This window comes from Weeksella sp. HMSC059D05 (assembly GCF_001809725.1).
Lineage (GTDB): Bacteria > Bacteroidota > Bacteroidia > Flavobacteriales > Weeksellaceae > Weeksella > Weeksella virosa.
This window is the reverse complement of record NZ_KV798516.1, coordinates 1-15,401: the sequence shown is the minus strand read 5'-3', so window position 1 is coordinate 15,401 and position 15,401 is coordinate 1. Positions and strand designations below refer to the sequence as shown.

The 15,401-nt window shown below is 34.8% G+C and carries 18 protein-coding genes; 10 read left to right on the top strand and 8 right to left on the bottom strand.

Going from position 1 to position 15,401, the window contains the following annotated elements; translation table 11 throughout:
• From HMPREF2660_RS10925 to HMPREF2660_RS00815, 10 genes are all read left to right on the top strand, one after another.
• Positions 1 to 485 (top strand): hypothetical protein (locus HMPREF2660_RS10925; protein ID WP_168160772.1); only part of this gene is annotated, 485 nt, incomplete at its 5' end.
• Positions 486 to 516: 31 nt separating this feature from the next.
• Positions 517 to 936, top strand: a complete 420-nt coding sequence (locus HMPREF2660_RS00860; RefSeq protein WP_070485254.1) for a hypothetical protein — start codon at positions 517 to 519, stop codon at positions 934 to 936.
• A gap of 19 nt (positions 937 to 955) precedes the next feature.
• A complete protein-coding gene (locus tag HMPREF2660_RS00855; RefSeq protein WP_070485252.1) occupies positions 956 to 1,462 on the top strand; it encodes a hypothetical protein in 507 nt (168 codons plus the stop codon).
• 12 nt (positions 1,463 to 1,474) lie between these two features.
• Positions 1,475 to 2,290, top strand: coding sequence for a hypothetical protein (locus HMPREF2660_RS00850; protein WP_141743528.1), 816 nt, complete (start codon positions 1,475 to 1,477; stop codon positions 2,288 to 2,290).
• A 30-nt stretch (positions 2,291 to 2,320) separates the two neighbouring features.
• Positions 2,321 to 2,893, top strand: coding sequence for a hypothetical protein (locus HMPREF2660_RS00845; protein WP_070485248.1), 573 nt, complete (start codon positions 2,321 to 2,323; stop codon positions 2,891 to 2,893).
• A gap of 65 nt (positions 2,894 to 2,958) precedes the next feature.
• On the top strand, positions 2,959 to 3,450 hold the full coding sequence (locus HMPREF2660_RS00840; protein WP_141743527.1) for a hypothetical protein: 492 nt from the start codon (positions 2,959 to 2,961) through the stop codon (positions 3,448 to 3,450).
• Positions 3,451 to 3,457: 7 nt separating this feature from the next.
• The gene (locus tag HMPREF2660_RS00835; RefSeq protein WP_070485244.1) at positions 3,458 to 3,862 is read left to right on the top strand and encodes a hypothetical protein; all 405 of its coding nucleotides are present in this window, start codon (positions 3,458 to 3,460) and stop codon (positions 3,860 to 3,862) included.
• 18 nt (positions 3,863 to 3,880) lie between these two features.
• Complete coding sequence (locus HMPREF2660_RS00830; protein ID WP_070485242.1) at positions 3,881 to 4,372, top strand: hypothetical protein; 492 nt, start codon at positions 3,881 to 3,883, stop codon at positions 4,370 to 4,372.
• 627 nt (positions 4,373 to 4,999) lie between these two features.
• Positions 5,000 to 6,058, top strand: a complete 1,059-nt coding sequence (locus tag HMPREF2660_RS00820; protein ID WP_070485240.1) for a 3-oxoacyl-ACP synthase III family protein — start codon at positions 5,000 to 5,002, stop codon at positions 6,056 to 6,058.
• A 357-nt stretch (positions 6,059 to 6,415) separates the two neighbouring features.
• The gene (locus HMPREF2660_RS00815; RefSeq protein WP_032132070.1) at positions 6,416 to 6,850 is read left to right on the top strand and encodes a cold shock domain-containing protein; all 435 of its coding nucleotides are present in this window, start codon (positions 6,416 to 6,418) and stop codon (positions 6,848 to 6,850) included.
• Positions 6,851 to 7,174: 324 nt separating this feature from the next.
• Here the strand turns inward: HMPREF2660_RS00815 and HMPREF2660_RS00810 are convergent, their stop codons facing one another.
• From HMPREF2660_RS00810 to HMPREF2660_RS00775, 8 genes are all read right to left on the bottom strand, one after another.
• Complete coding sequence (locus HMPREF2660_RS00810; RefSeq protein ID WP_052295745.1) at positions 7,175 to 7,477, bottom strand: hypothetical protein; 303 nt, start codon at positions 7,475 to 7,477, stop codon at positions 7,175 to 7,177.
• Between the two features lie 89 nt (positions 7,478 to 7,566).
• Positions 7,567 to 9,906: a ribonucleoside-diphosphate reductase subunit alpha gene (locus tag HMPREF2660_RS00805; RefSeq protein WP_070485239.1), complete on the bottom strand. Its 2,340-nt coding sequence runs from the start codon at positions 9,904 to 9,906 to the stop codon at positions 7,567 to 7,569.
• A 64-nt stretch (positions 9,907 to 9,970) separates the two neighbouring features.
• Entirely contained in the window at positions 9,971 to 10,942 is a 972-nt protein-coding gene (locus HMPREF2660_RS00800; RefSeq protein WP_070485237.1) for a ribonucleoside-diphosphate reductase small subunit, read from the bottom strand.
• A complete protein-coding gene (locus HMPREF2660_RS00795) occupies positions 10,935 to 11,543 on the bottom strand; it encodes a YceI family protein (RefSeq protein ID WP_013597303.1) in 609 nt (202 codons plus the stop codon). The genes HMPREF2660_RS00800 and HMPREF2660_RS00795 overlap by 8 nt, the downstream gene beginning before the upstream one ends.
• On the bottom strand, positions 11,543 to 12,730 hold the full coding sequence (locus HMPREF2660_RS00790) for a leucyl aminopeptidase family protein (RefSeq protein WP_255356387.1): 1,188 nt from the start codon (positions 12,728 to 12,730) through the stop codon (positions 11,543 to 11,545). Before HMPREF2660_RS00790 ends, HMPREF2660_RS00795 begins: the two co-directional genes overlap by 1 nt.
• A 250-nt stretch (positions 12,731 to 12,980) precedes the next feature.
• Entirely contained in the window at positions 12,981 to 13,607 is a 627-nt protein-coding gene (locus HMPREF2660_RS00785; RefSeq protein ID WP_013597301.1) for a peroxiredoxin, read from the bottom strand.
• A 5-nt stretch (positions 13,608 to 13,612) separates the two neighbouring features.
• Positions 13,613 to 14,077 (bottom strand): tetratricopeptide repeat protein, encoded by a 465-nt coding sequence (locus HMPREF2660_RS00780; protein WP_070485233.1) that lies wholly within the window; start codon positions 14,075 to 14,077, stop codon positions 13,613 to 13,615.
• Position 14,078: 1 nt separating this feature from the next.
• On the bottom strand, positions 14,079 to 14,675 hold the full coding sequence (locus HMPREF2660_RS00775; RefSeq protein WP_013597299.1) for a superoxide dismutase: 597 nt from the start codon (positions 14,673 to 14,675) through the stop codon (positions 14,079 to 14,081).
• Between the last annotated feature and the right edge of the window lie 726 nt (positions 14,676 to 15,401).

Sequence of the window (15,401 nt, the reverse complement as noted above, 5' to 3'; positions counted from 1 at the left end):
AAACTGTCGGAGTTTTTGGGGGATTTACAACTATTGGGAAACAAGATCAAAAAAATAATTGTATACTTTCAAAAACTTCTTTTGCAATGAAAGATAATTCGTGTGTATTGGAAGTAACTATAAATTATCAAGAAGGAGAAGATAGAGAAAAAGCTGAAAATGCACCGGTACAAACTAAAACGATTGATATAGATATGAGTAAAATAATTCGTATTGATTCTAATTTAGTGATTGCTGATGCACTTATGGGGTTTGACTCGGCGGGTATAGGTCATTTTGATAGAGGTTGGGTTTTAACGTTTGTTTTAGTAGATGAAAACTATAAAGAAACACAAAAGATTGAACTGCTTCAATTTAACAATGGATTTAGCACTAATAATGATTTTTACCAATTGGCTGAAGCTTATAAAACTACAAATCCATATAAAGTATTAAACCACTTACGCAAATTGTGCAATGCACCCGAGCCGTTAAGCTGGGATTAAAATAAGTATAAACAATTAACTATTTAAGATTATGAAAAAAATACTATTAATTATAATGGTCTTAGGTTTTGCAAACCTAAGCCAAGCGCAAACCAAAGAAGAAACCATTGCATGGATTAAAGAAAAGATAGAGAAATATGCTTTTATGGAGAGTGAAGTAATAAAAATTAATGAATGTGAAATTGTAATTAAACGGTATCTGGTAAAAGGAAGGAAAGATCTATGGGATGAAATTACACTACCAACAAATCCGGTGAGCTATGGTGGTTATAATTTGAATTTCAAATCTAACGTTGTTAAATATTTTGAGGGAGATACCAAAAAAGTAAAGTACGAAGACTATATACATTCCTTTGTGGATTTTTCAAGGGAAGATGATTTAGGTGTAAGATTTTTGAAAGCCTTACAACATTTAAATACTTTTTGCGAAAAGAAAACCGAAACATTTTAACAATTAACTATTTAAGATAATGAAAAGATTACTACTTATATTATGCGTTCTTGGTTTTGCAAACCTAAGCCAAGCGCAAACCAAAGAAGAAACCATTGCATGGATAAAGGAAAAGTTTGAGAAATATCATAAAATACAAGGATACACAAAAGAAAATTATGATGGCTCTTATGATGAATTGACTTACTCACTTGTTATTACACCTTGCAGGATTGAATTACGATATGGTGTGAAAGAAGACAAATATGAAATTAATCGTACAACAACTTATGGTTACATAACTGAAATTTCTTTCAATCCAAATGCATCTAAATGGGGTATTAGTGATGACGATGTGGTAATTGCAGAAAAAGATGTTGTATTGTATGATTACAAGCATTTCTTTTCCAAAACTACCCAAAAAGGGTATGTTAATCTGATTCCCGACTTTGACTACAAAGAAGAAGCCAATCTTGCTGAACGTATGGCAAAAGCATTAAACCACTTAGCAACGTTTTGCGAAGAAACTAAAAACGAAGCATTTTAACTATTTAAGATTATGAGAACAATACTATTAGCACTTTTTGCCTTGATGGTTTCGGGCGGGGTGTGGGGGCAGGAGAAAGAATTCAAGGCAGGGGATATTGTTAGGTCTATTGCAGATATGGAACATTCAGCTACAAATATAGAGTCTAATGAAATACTCGATAAAAATAATTTGACTTTAAATTATCTAGAATCAGAAATTCAGTTTAAAATAACAAAAATAGATAAAGTAAATGGAGAATATTGGTTAAAAGTTTATCCTAGTTATGTAAAACTAAAATGCAGGAAAAAAGATAATTGTGAAGAAGTTAATAAAAAAGACAGAAGTTTATATTACAATGACAAAGTTTTTAAAGTCACAGAAGAAGAGTTTTTAGCAAAAACGGAATTTTACGAGCCTATTGACCGTTTTTCAATCGGTATTTTGAATCTTCCTTTTAAATTTAGGATTCAAGAAGAAAGAAGCTTTGAAACAACTTTTAACATAAATTCTCTATTAAATTATAGAATTTGGCAGTTTTATAATACGGGGTTTTATCTTCAGGCTGGTGCTGGATTTGGCAGTGTAAAACTAAACAATAATAATTCTATTGGAATTAATGATAAAGCAGAAATAGATGCTGTTGCCTTGTCATTTTTAGGAGGAGCTATGTTACAATACAAACGGGTGCAAGCTGGGGTATATGTTGGTTGGGATCACATAAATAACCAGAAAAATTATCAATGGCAATATAACGGAAAGCCTTGGGTAGGCTTTGGTATAGGTTATGAGCTATTCAAAATAGATTTAGGAGGAGAGAGTAAACAAAATAAGAATCAAAAAAACTAATCTAACAAATTTTAAAAACAAAGTAAAAATATGAAAACAATAACAACAATATTATTAGCACTTTTTAGCTTAACCATAAGCTACGCACAGGACGGGAAACCAACTAAAGAAGAAACCTTGCAGTATATAAAGAGTGAGTTAAATGAGATAAAGGTTTATCAACATACTTTTAGTGGTTCATCCGAATATAAAGATGAATATATATATAAATTTTCTGATATGAAGATGAAAAATTGTGTATTAGATTACCAATTACGAAACTATAAGAATGTCTATAAGTTTAGTTTGTCTAAAGGAGATGAAACATTTAATTATGATGGTTATACTAAAAATTATAATATTGACATTAGTAAAACAGAATCTATAGAAACAAATGAATCTAGATTCGAAAATAAGGATGAGAATGGACTGATCGTATCAGCAACAAAGTTGATTAGGTTTATTTTTAAGCAAAAAAATGATAATGGAAACTATGAATATATTCCTATGGAAATAGGTACTTTTGATGACGACTTCCAAGATTACAAATCCTTAAAAATCTACAAAGCATTTCAGCATTTGCGTAAACTGTGCAATGCGCCAGAACCTATTTCGTTTGATTAAATAATAACAACCCCAACGGAGTTTAAAACTCCGTTGGGGTTAAACAAACATTAAATTTTAAAACAATGAAATCAAAGATTATCTCTTTTCAGTCGATGAATATATTTCACGAACACAAAAATCAAATAAATATGAATGTAAGTAAAACAATAACAACTTTTATAACAACAGTATTTATGTTGTTTAGTATTTCTGCTTTTTCGCAAACTAAAGACGAAACCGTAAAATACATCAACGATTTATATAAGAAAACGTATAGCTTCACAGATAGTTCTGGTACTATTATGAAAGTAGAAAAGGTTACATTAGACGGAAAAGTATTAGAAGTGTCTTATTCTAATGGAGATTCTTATAGAAAAGAATTAATGAAATATAAAACATTGGTGATTAGTGAAGACGAACCTAGTAAATATCTCATAAAAGGCTCAGATAATGGTAAAAATATTTTTGCATGGATATCATCAGAAGAAGACGCTAAACGCCTAAAAAATGCTTTGGAGCATTTAATAAAAATAGTACAAGACGAACCCGAAACCGATCCATTCGCACCTAAATAATAAAACTATGAAAAAATTATTCATTTTTACCGTAACGCTTTTGTTAAGCGTTACGGTATTTGCCCAAAAAGGCGAAAGTAAAACCAAATATTTTTATGCCGTGGGTTGGGAGTATTTACCTATGCCCAACCAAAGTGTAGCTAATATACAGCCTGTGGTAAGCAATATATTTTCTACCCGCTGTAAAGAAGACTATTTGCCTATTGATACAGGAATAACCAATGAGCTCAACAGTTTTTATTCGGCATATTATGGTAAACGTCGTGGTTTTAACGGATTAAACCGTATGATCGCTTTCGGACCTTATGCTACTTGGGACGAAGCCGAAAGTGCTCGCCGAAAAAGCATTGCAGATTATAACCAAAACTGGAACCCTATTTTATTAAGAGATTTTAGTGCTTCTTGCGACTAATATCAGAGAATTTCTACCATGAAAACCAATCCGTATCAATTAAAAAACACAGATTTTTTGGATACCATTGCTGTAGTATGTCCGCGTTGTAGTAAAAAAGCAGTAGTTTCGGGCGGGCAACCTGTAAGTAATACGGTTGGTTTTGAAGAGGCAATACAATTTACCTGCACATATTGTGTTTATGTATTAAAGTATGCCAATACGCCTAAATTTCCCGTTTTTACGAATAGTAGAGGAGTTACAAAATATGCCCGAGTCTTGTTTTTTGATTCGCAAACCGATCCGTATTTTAATTTTCCGTTGTGGTACATTATAGAAACTCCTTGGGGAATTATCTGGGCATATAATCTAATGCATCTAGAAGTTATCGAAAATTATATTGGTAGTAAAGACCGAAATAGAAACGGAATTCCCATGCAAAACGACAGTATTGCTTCGCGTTTGCCACAATGGGCTAAAAGTGCTAAGCACAGAGAAACTTTATTAAAGTTGATTCGCTCTAAGAAATAAATATCAATGCCTATTTTTACATATTAGCTTATAAAAAAAGCATAAATAAATGTTTATGAAATTCTTCTATTTAATTATATGTAATAAATGGAGAAAAGAAAGCGGATGAGGTTTTGAAAGAGATTGTACTTCCTCAAAAATATAAAACTAAAAAGCAATAACATGTTTTTAGAAGTTTTAACCTCTTCCGTAAGTTATGTTTTCGGGAGGGGGTTATAATTTATTTTACATCTTCGATAGATGCTCCGAAATTCATGTGCAAAACATTTCCGTTTGCTAGAAAAAGAGCAGGAACGGATAATACATCTGCAATTTTCGACTTCTTTAATTTTTTGATATATCCGAACCTAAATGGATAACTTAAACTTAATCTTTTAGAATTAAGTTTAAAAGATTTTTTCAGCACTAATACAAATAGGACAATAAACTTTGGTCAATAAATTTTTCAGAAACAACCAAACAATCCTACAAGTCTTATTATTAGAATAAATAAAAATTAAGAGTTTTTTAATTTTTTAGTTAGACATCAATTTTACGTTAAAAATATAATTTTATACTATTATTAATTTAGTTTTCACGAGATTGTAAATAATAGTAGATTATAACTCTTCTATTTATTAAATAAGTATGACAAATCACTTTATAGGAATAGGAAAATACATTCCATCCGAAAAAATATCAAATAACTTTTTCAATGAACATCAATTTTATAATGAGCATGGTGAAATTTTAGATCAAAATAATGCTACTATTTCACATAAATTAAAGCAAATAACAGGAATAGAAGAGCGTCGATATGCTAAAAAAGATCAAGTAACATCTGATTTAGGATATATGGCTGCAGCTTCTGCGATTATAAATGCGAAGATTGATGCTGAAACTATTGACTATATTATATTCGCTCATAATTTTGGAGATGTAAAACACGATACGATTCAGTCTGATATGGTGCCAAGTCTTGCTGCAAGAGTAAAAAACTTATTGAAAATTGAGAATCCTTATTGTGTTGCTTACGATATTATTTTTGGTTGTCCTGGTTGGATAGAAGGAATAATACAAGCTAATACATTTATAAAAGCAGGCTTAGCAAAAAGATGTTTGGTAATTGGTGCTGAAACTCTTTCGAGAGTAGTAGATGAGCACGACCGAGATACGATGATATATGCAGATGGTGCAGGAGCAGCGATTTTAGAAGCTTCTTCTAACAACAAAGGAATACAAGCTCATTTATCTGCCTCTTATGCTAACGAAGAAAAAGATTATCTGTTCTTTGGAAAATCATATAATTCAGAAAAATGTCCGAATACCAAATACATCAAAATGTATGGTCGAAAAATTTATGAGTTTGCTTTATCTAAAGTGCCATTAGCAATGAAAAAATGTGTTGATGATAGTGCATATAGAATAGATGATATCAGTAAAATAATTATTCATCAAGCCAACGAAAAAATGGACGAAGCAATCGTAAAACGCTTTTATAGTTTATATGATCAAGATGTGCCAAAAAATATTATGCCAATGAATATCTATAAACTTGGCAATAGTAGTGTGGCAACAATTCCCATTCTTTTGAAAATGATTATGGATAATGATTTAGATAATCACCAGATAAATGAAGGCGATGTGGTTTTATTTGCATCTGTTGGCGCAGGTATGAATATTAACACTTTTATTTATCAGTTTTAAAGAATCAATCATGACAAAATCTAAGTTCTAATTACAATTAGATTAGTACTTTTTTTGTCAAAAAGAATTCTCTAGAAATTAATACCATTTAATTCATTAAAATTCATTAAAATTTATTAAATTTGCATAATACTTAAGAAGATATTTTGCCTTAATCGTTTACAATTGTATTCTTTATTTTACTTTTTTTAATTCACTAATTGACCTAGTCAATATAATTTTAACTTCTGTTTTCTAAAACGTATACTTGTAATTTTCATCGCATTATTATATAATTATAAAAATGTTGTTGGATAATTAATTCATGTTTTCTTAGGTTTTATCAGTATTAATAACAAAAAATCTATACAAACATTTATGGCAGATTCTACATCTAAAAAAGAAAAAAACAAAAAGAAAGCATTAAAAAAATTAGAAAAATTAAACAAAAGGGAGAACAGAAAAGAGAATAACAACAAAGGAAAATCATTAGAAGATATGATTGTCTATGTTGATGTACTTGGTAATTTTACAGATGTACCACCTCATTTACAAGACAAAGAGGCCGATTTGCTGAATTATAAAAGATTAGAATCTAATAGCAGAGATAATTTTATAGAAGGTATGGTTGATATCTACAACGATTCAAAAGGTTTTGGTTTTATTAAAGTACCAGCTTCTAACGATAAAATTTTCTTCCATTTCAAAGAATCAAAAGAATTACTTAAAGTAGGAGACAAGGTGCAGTTTAAAAAAGAAATGACTGAAAAAGGATTCAGAGCAATTCAAATTTCGAAAAAAACATTAAATTAAGTAAGTATGTGTGTAAGAAGGAACAGTAAAATTCTTCAACGAAATAAAAGATTTTGGTTTTTCTCTAACGCAACTCAAGGAGAAGATATTTTTGAACACGTTTCTGGATTAATTGATAAGGTAAATTCGTATTATCAGCTTTAAGGGAGGTTACGAAGAAATGGTCAATGCCCATTAGGAATTTGGGCATTTTTTAAACCATTTTTTAACTATATTGGATAAAAGGGTTTAACTTTAAGAAAGTCAAACCCTCGATAAATTTAGTTTATACACTTAATGTGTTTAGAGGAAAAGCCTTCGTTAAGATATGAAAATCCTTTATGGTTATTTCTTACTGTATTTTGCTCTAAGGTTTATTTTTTGAATTTCCCTTTCAATTAGCAACTGTGCGATAATTTGCGCTGCGGGTAGTTTGTCTTTATTTTCAGCCAGTGCTTTTTTTACTTTTTCTTCCGATACATCTATTCGGTACAAAATGCTTAACAAGCTGTTGAAATCGGATTGTATCAATCTGTCTAAATAGCGCGCCAGTTCCTCAAATTTTTCCTCGTTTGAATGTTTGAATGAAACTTCTTCAAGCTGAAGTTTATCAGCAATCAGGGATATAGGGTGATACGTTTTTTCCAAAAAAAAATATTTTTTCAAAGTTATTTAGTTGATAATTTAGATTTTTTTATCACTTTTTACTTTCCTCTTTTTAGCTCTACACTATAGTATTAGCTTCCACAGACAATACACTCGTCGGGATTGTCCAACGAGCAGGAAATATCCACTTGTTTGTCTTCCGATGATTGTACTTTTTCTACTGTGAATTTGATAGCATCTGCCGCTGCTTTAGTGCGCAGGTAATACATACCTGTTTTCAATCCGCTTTTCCAAGCATAGAAGTGCATCGAAGTCAGCTTTGCCATATTGGGTTCTGCCATAAATAGGTTGAGCGATTGGGACTGACAGATAAATGCACCCCTATCGGCAGCCATATCAATGATGGTTTTCTGTTTAATCTCCCAAACAGTCTTGTACAGTTCTTTTAAGTTAGCGGGAATTTCCTCAATATTTTGAACAGAGCCATTCTCGGCAATCAACTTGTTTTTCATTCGGGCGTCCCAAAGGTTTAACTCTATCAGGTCTTTTATTAAATGCTTATTGACCATTACAAACTCACCTGAAAGTACACGCCTGTTATAAATGTTACTAGTATAAGGTTCAAAACATTCATTGTTGCCTAATATCTGAGAAGTAGAAGCTGTAGGCATCGGAGCCACTAACAGGGAATTGCGTACGCCAAATTCCATTACATTTTTACGTAAACCTTTCCAATCCCAACGGTCTGATGGCTTTACATCCCATAAATCAAACTGAAACTTTCCTTCGGAAAGTGGCGATCCCTTAAAACTCTCGTAAGCTCCTTCTTCCTTCGCCAGTTCCATGGAGCTCTCCATTGCTGCATAGTATATCGTTTCAAAAATATCTTTATTCAGTTGTCGTGCTTTCTCACTTTCAAAAGGCATCCGCAACAACAGAAACACATCTGCCAGTCCTTGTACACCTAATCCAATCGGACGATGTTTGAAATTGGAATTTTCGGTTTCGGGTACGGGATAGTAATTCCCGTCTATCACTTTGTTAAGATTCCGAGTAACTATTTTGGTGACTTCATACAGTTTCTGAAAGTCAAAACCATTTTCGGAAACATATCGAGGCAATGCTAGCGATGCGAGGTTACACACCGCCACCTCATCGGCACTCGTGTATTCCATTATTTCGGTGCAAAGATTGGAGCTGCGAATTACTCCAATATTTTTTTGATTAGACTTCTCGTTTGCAGCATCTTTGTAGCACATATAGGGTGTTCCTGTTTCTATCTGTGCTTCGAGTATAGCATTCCACAACTCTCGGGCTTTCACTTGCCTACGGAATCTACCTTCGCTTTCGTAGCATTGATAAAGTTTCTCAAACGAGCTTCCATACACATCGTACAAACCAGGAGCTTCATTTGGATCAAACAAAGACCAATCGGCATTTTCTTCTACTCGTTGCATAAACAGATCAGGGATCCACAATGCAGGAAATAGATCTCTTGCCCGCATTTCTTCCTTGCCATGGTTTTTGCGAAGGTCCAAGAAGTCAAAGATATCGGCGTGCCAAGGCTCTAGATATACAGCAATTGCTCCCTTACGTTTACCACCGCCCTGATCCACATAACGTGCCGTATCGTTATACACTCTTAGCATCGGGATAATTCCATTAGAAATACCGCCGGTGCCTTTAATGTAACTGCCTGCTGCCCTTACATTATGAATGCTCAATCCAATACCACCTGCCGACTGCGAAATCAAGGCGCAACGTTTTAGGGTATCAAAAATCCCTGCAATACTATCTTCAGTCATACTTAATAGAAAGCATGACGACATTTGTGGCTTGGGCGTTCCTGCATTGAACAAGGTAGGTGTAGCGTGGATAAACCATTTTTCGCTCATCAGATTGTAGGTTTCGATAGCAGCTTTGATATCTTGCTTATGGATTCCTAAAGCCACCCGCATAAACAAGTGTTGTGGACGTTCGGTTACTTTGCCATTGGTACGGATGAGATAAGAGCGCTCCAGTGTTTTGAAACCGAAATAATCAAAGTTATAATCTCGGTCGTAGATGATACTGCTGTCAATTTCATCGGCATTGTTGCGGATGATATCATAAGTTTCCTCAGACAATAAAGGTGCTCGCGTATTGGTTACCGGATCGATATAGTCATACAGCAATTTAGCTGTTTTAGAAAAGGATTTTAGCGTATTCTTGTGCAAATTACTGACGGAAATACGTGCAGCCAGTACTGCAAAATCGGGGTGTACCGTGGTATAGGCAGCTGCAGTTTCGGCAGCAAGGTTATCGAGTTCGGTCGTAGTTACATTGTCATAAATGCCCTGAATCACTTTCTTGGCTATTTCGATTACGTCTTTCTCATCTACTGAAAGTCCGTAGACTAATTTATGAATCCGTGCAGTAATCTTATCAAAATGTACAGCTTCCTGTTTTCCGTTTCTTTTTATTACAAACATTTTTTCTTGGTTAATAATTGAGAGTTGATTGTTTTAGTTAATCGTTTTTTCCACACTTCACTGATCAAAAATCTTCATCCAGTGAAAAGCTGTTATTTTCCTTTTCACCCTGTGCTACACCAGACTTTTGGTATTCGCCTACGCGACGTTCAAAAAAATTAGTTTTGCCTTGTAGGGAAATTAATTCCATAAAGTCGAATGGATTTGTGGCGTTCCAGACCTTTTTACAGCCTAATGCAACAAGCAATCTGTCCGCTACAAACTCGATATACTGACACATCAATTCGGCATTCATACCGATAAGCCTGACGGGCAGCGCTTCAGTTACAAATTCTTTTTCAACCTTAACCGCATCTGCAATTATTTTCTGTACGGTTTCTTCGGGCAACTTATTTTTTAAATGATTGACATATAGTAAGCACGCAAAATCACAATGAAGACCCTCGTCACGGCTGATGAGTTCGTTTGAAAATGTCAGACCGGGCATCAACCCTCTTTTCTTCAGCCAGAAGATAGAGCAGAAACTTCCCGAAAAGAAAATTCCTTCCACAGCAGCAAACGCAATCAGCCTTTCGGCGAAATTGTCACTTTCAATCCATTCTAATGCCCAATCGGCTTTTTTGCCTACACAGGGGATGGTTTCGATAGCCCGTAACAGGTAATCTTTTTCTTTAGGATCTTTTATGTATGTATCAATCAATAAGGAATACATTTCCGAATGGATATTCTCAATCATAATCTGAAAACCATAAAAAAATCGGGCTTCGGGGTATTGTACTTCCTGCACAAAATTTACTGCAAGATTTTCATTGACTATGCCATCGCTTGCCGCAAAAAATGCTAGCACGTGCGATATAAAATAGCGCTCATCCTTATTCAATTTATTTTGCCAGTCGTTCATATCCGATGACAGATCTACTTCTTCGGCAGTCCAAAAGCTGGCCTCTGCTTTTTTGTAAAACTGCCAGATGTCATCGTGTTGAATGGGGAAAATGACAAAACGGTCTTTGTTATTTTGTAAAATCGGTTCATTCATTTTGAGAGATATTCTTAAATTTCATTGTAGCTATAACATCTACTGTTTCCCAAGTTTTACTCACACCGTCCTTGCCTTTATGCAAATCATAACAAACCTCATTTAGAGTTTCTAGAGCTTTCAGTGCTTTAAAATCAATTAATTCAATTTTAGTGTTTAAGGTCATAAATTGATTCTCGTAATTCACTTTGGCTGGGATCTGTTTTATCGTTATTCCGTTCATTTTTAATTGTACAAACCAGTTACCATTATTAACAATAAACTGTCCCGAAATAATGCCTGGCTCGTTCATCAATCCAAAGAATGTCTCTTTTATTTTATTGTCTCTACCGACATCACCCGTTTTCAAATTGAAAGCATCAATTCTAAAATTAGCTTTGTTCATTATACTATCTATTGTGCTCCCGTTGCCAAGATTATCTAAACTAATTTTGCCAAACTCACCTTTTACAGGAATTTTTTCGGTCGTTTTATAGGCAGTCCATTCAATCTTTACACTAGAGGGGATAGGCTCTAATTTTGATATTTTCTTATTAGCTTTCTGACAGCCTATTAAAAAGCAGCTAACCATGAGGATGAAATAAATAATTTTTTTATTCATTATTCTTGTCTTTTACTAATCAACTTATTGACAAATTCATACAACAGACGGACAGGCACGGCCGTGGCGCCACTTTGTCTGTAACCTTTTGCTTCTTTGACAAATGCTGCTCCGGCAATATCGAGGTGTATCCACGGATAATCCGTAAAGTGCTCTAGAAAAATGGAAGAGGTGCTTACGCCACCAATCGGACCACCTAAATTGCTCATATCCGCAACCGATGATTTCAGTAATTCCTTGTATTCTTTCCAAAGTGGCAGTTGCAATAGTCTTTCATAAACCTGCTCGCCAGCTTCCTTTAGTTCATCAATCTGTTCTTGTGCATTTCCTAGAACGGCTATTCCGAACGAACCTGTAATGGCAGCCGAGGCGCCTGTTAAAGTCGCCATATCAATGACTAACTCGGGCTCAAATCTTTTGGCATAGGTAAGAGCATCAGCTAATACCAAACGTCCTTCTGCATCGGTATTTTGTACTTCTATAGTAGTTCCGTCCATCATTGTAATCACATCATCTACTACTAAAGCATTAGCTGAAATTTTGTTGTCCGTGGCAGGAACTAAACCAATGACGTGATAAGGCAGTTTGTTTCCAGCAATAGCAGCAACTGTTCCTAAAACGGCTGCTCCGCCTGCCATATCACATTTCATCGTGAGCATATTACCGCTTATCTTCAGCGAGTAGCCTCCCGTATCGAACATCACGCCTTTGCCTACTAGTACCAACGGTTTTTTATTTACAGCATTTTCGGGCTTGTAATGGAAGATGTTGAACGTAGGTGGTGTTTCCGAACCTTTGTTCACAGCCAATAAACCGCCCATTTTTAATTCTTCTATCTGTTCTTTGTGCAGGACTTCTGTTTCAAAACCGAACTGTTTACCTACCTGAGTGGCTACCTCGGAAAACCGAAGAGCATCCATATAATTGACAGGTTCGTTCACGAGGGTTTTGGTCAGTGAAATGGCTTCTGCAAGCTGATTTAGCTCTGCAATTTTATGTTCGGGAAATGAACGACTGCGGATATAAACCGTTATTGGCTGTGACTTTTTCTTTGTTTTGTATTTATCAAAATCGTAACTGCTCAAAAGCATTCCTTCTAGGAAAGCATATCGTTCGTCCTTTGTAAGCTCATCCAATCCTCGAAGTCTCGTTGTCTGAGCTTGTTGATTACTGAGGGAAGCATTCACAGAGGCTCCCGCCAGGCGTAATGCTTCTTTCTCCCTATCGGGTGCTACGGCGATAAAGTTTTGCTTATCGCCCAATGCGGTAATAATCTCTGTATTGTTTTGAGAAAAAGCCCTGTCAATACGCTGTGCCAATGACTTTTGAAATTCAAATCGGTCTGTCTGCTCTTTGGTTACAATGAGTATAATATTGTCAGCCTCCTCATGAATATCTTCTTTTTTTGAGTAGGTTATGAAATTTATATTTAAGTAATTATTTTGCATTTCCCTCCTTCAATTTTGCTGTTACCGTTTTTTGTCCCGGTGTCCAACCGCAACCTGTTAATTCATCTGTTTGTAGTGCATCCAGTACACGCAGTACTTCGTCTACATTTCTTCCTACACTCATTGGATATACGCTAACCCATTGAATGATTCCCTTTGGATCTATAATAAAAGTAGCACGGTAAGCAACTTTTTCGTTGCAATCCAAAATGCCCATATCTTCGGCTAGAGATTTGGAAGTATCGGCAAGCATTGGAATGGTAAGATTTGCTAAGTCAGGATGGTTTTGTCTCCATCCCAAATGGACAAATTCGCTGTCGGTAGAAGCACCGATTACTACTGCATTTCTTTCTGCAAATGCTGCGTTACTGTTGTCGAACTCGATGATTTCAGTGGGACAGACAAACGTAAAATCCTTTGGCCACCAAAACAGTACTGTCCATTTTCCCTGCTGTGATGCGTGACTTTGGTTTATATCCGTAATTTCCATTCCGTTTTCGGTGGTTATTACTGCTTTTTTTGAAAAATCAGGTAGTTTGTCACCAATGGATAATATCCCTTTTTGCACAAATTGTGCTTGTTGGCTACTGATAAGTTTCTTTACTGAATTGCACATAATCTTTAATCTATTTTTATTAAATTATTTTCTACTAATTGTTCTTTGAGTGTCCAGAAAAGCTGCTCTTGTTTTGTTTTTCCGGAGTTGTTTTTTTCTGCAAAACGGACATAAGTCAATGCGACTCTTTTTAGTTCCGATTGAATCTCGTTCAGGTTGAGCTCTTTATTACCCGAAAGATGCAAGAGGTAATAAACCGTACGTTTAAGCATATTTTCGGCTTCTTCCAGTTTTCCCAATTCCTCATAGGTGTTTGCCAAGTTATTGCAGGAAATGATGTACACCTGTATGAACGGGATTTTCAGACGAACACAATCTTTAATATGATTGTTTAGTACTTCTGCCCGGTACAGTGCATCTTTGTATCCTGATAAGGCTTTCTCAAAATCTCCTTTGTTAAAAAGTTCGTTGTTGGCAACAGTCAATGCTTGCCAATATTTTTCTATGTGGTTCATACAGGTATCGCTCATTTTATTTTAAATTTTTGTTAGCAAAATCCCAGTTGACGATTTCCCAAAACCCTTCAACAAACTTTGGACGGGCATTGCGGTAGTCGATATAATAAGCGTGTTCCCATACGTCCAGCGTGAGGATCGGAGTTTTGTTTTCGGTCAAAGGGGTATGGGCATCTTTCATCGGTACGATCTCTAATAGACCTTGGTCATTTTGTGCCAGCCATGCCCATCCTGCTCCGAATAACTTGATTGCTGTTTCCGAAAATTTATTTTGAAATTCTTCAAAACTGCCGAAGTCACGATTGATAAGTTCGGCTATTCTTCCTTGCGGTGCTTTACCGCCATTTGGCGAAAGACAATGCCAAAAAAAACTGTGGTTCCAATGCTGTGCAGCATTATTGAACAGTCCCGCATTGTTTTCTGCAAATCCCTTTTGTATGATTTCCTCTACGGTAGCGGTTTCAAGAGGAGTGTTTTTTACCAACCCTGCAAGATTGTTTACATACGCGGCGTGATGTTTTCCGTAATGGTAGTCAAATGTTTCCTCCGTGATAATCGGATTCAGTGCGTTTGTGTCGTACGGAAGTTCTGGTAATGTTTGTGTAATTTTCATTGTTTTCTGTTTTTTAGTTTTAAAATTTTAATTGCTCGTTTTAATTGACTGACGTGGCTCAATTCTTCGGAAGCTTTCTTCATATTTTTCTGCATAAGGTTATTATCCCGGATATGCCTCTCGAGGTATTTCTTGTTTTCCTCCAATAATTCTATTACATAGTCCATCTCACTAATCTTGATTTTATAAAAATTTAGCATTGCTAATATAAAAAGTTAGATTAGTCTAACAAAATATTTGTGTAATGTTTTGCTAATGGTTAGTTGATAGGGTTAAGATTGTAATATTACTCCATTAGCAGCTGCTTGTAAATAGCATAATTAAAGACTACACAACAAAAAACAATTGTTATGTTTATAGTTAAATGAAAAATGTGGAATAAAAATTAGTTCAGAATTTATGACCAAGGTTGTTTAAGAATTCCTACAGAAAAATTTAAGTATAAGTGAATTGATGTAGAAACATTAACTGAATCCCTCAAATCACCTTTATGAAGATTTTTTTTCTAAACCCTACAGAAGTTTGAGTCATCGATTCACAACCACGAGAAACGGTAGGGTGCTTAGAGAGCTCCATATTTAAGGAATAGGTCGCGATAAACTATTTAAGTTAAATTCTACCTAAAGAAAAAATATATATAAATCAGCTTAACTCAAGCAAAGGGAAAGAGATTAACATTGATAAATGGAAGTTGATAGTGTAAGTTCCCCGTTTTTCCAACAGTTC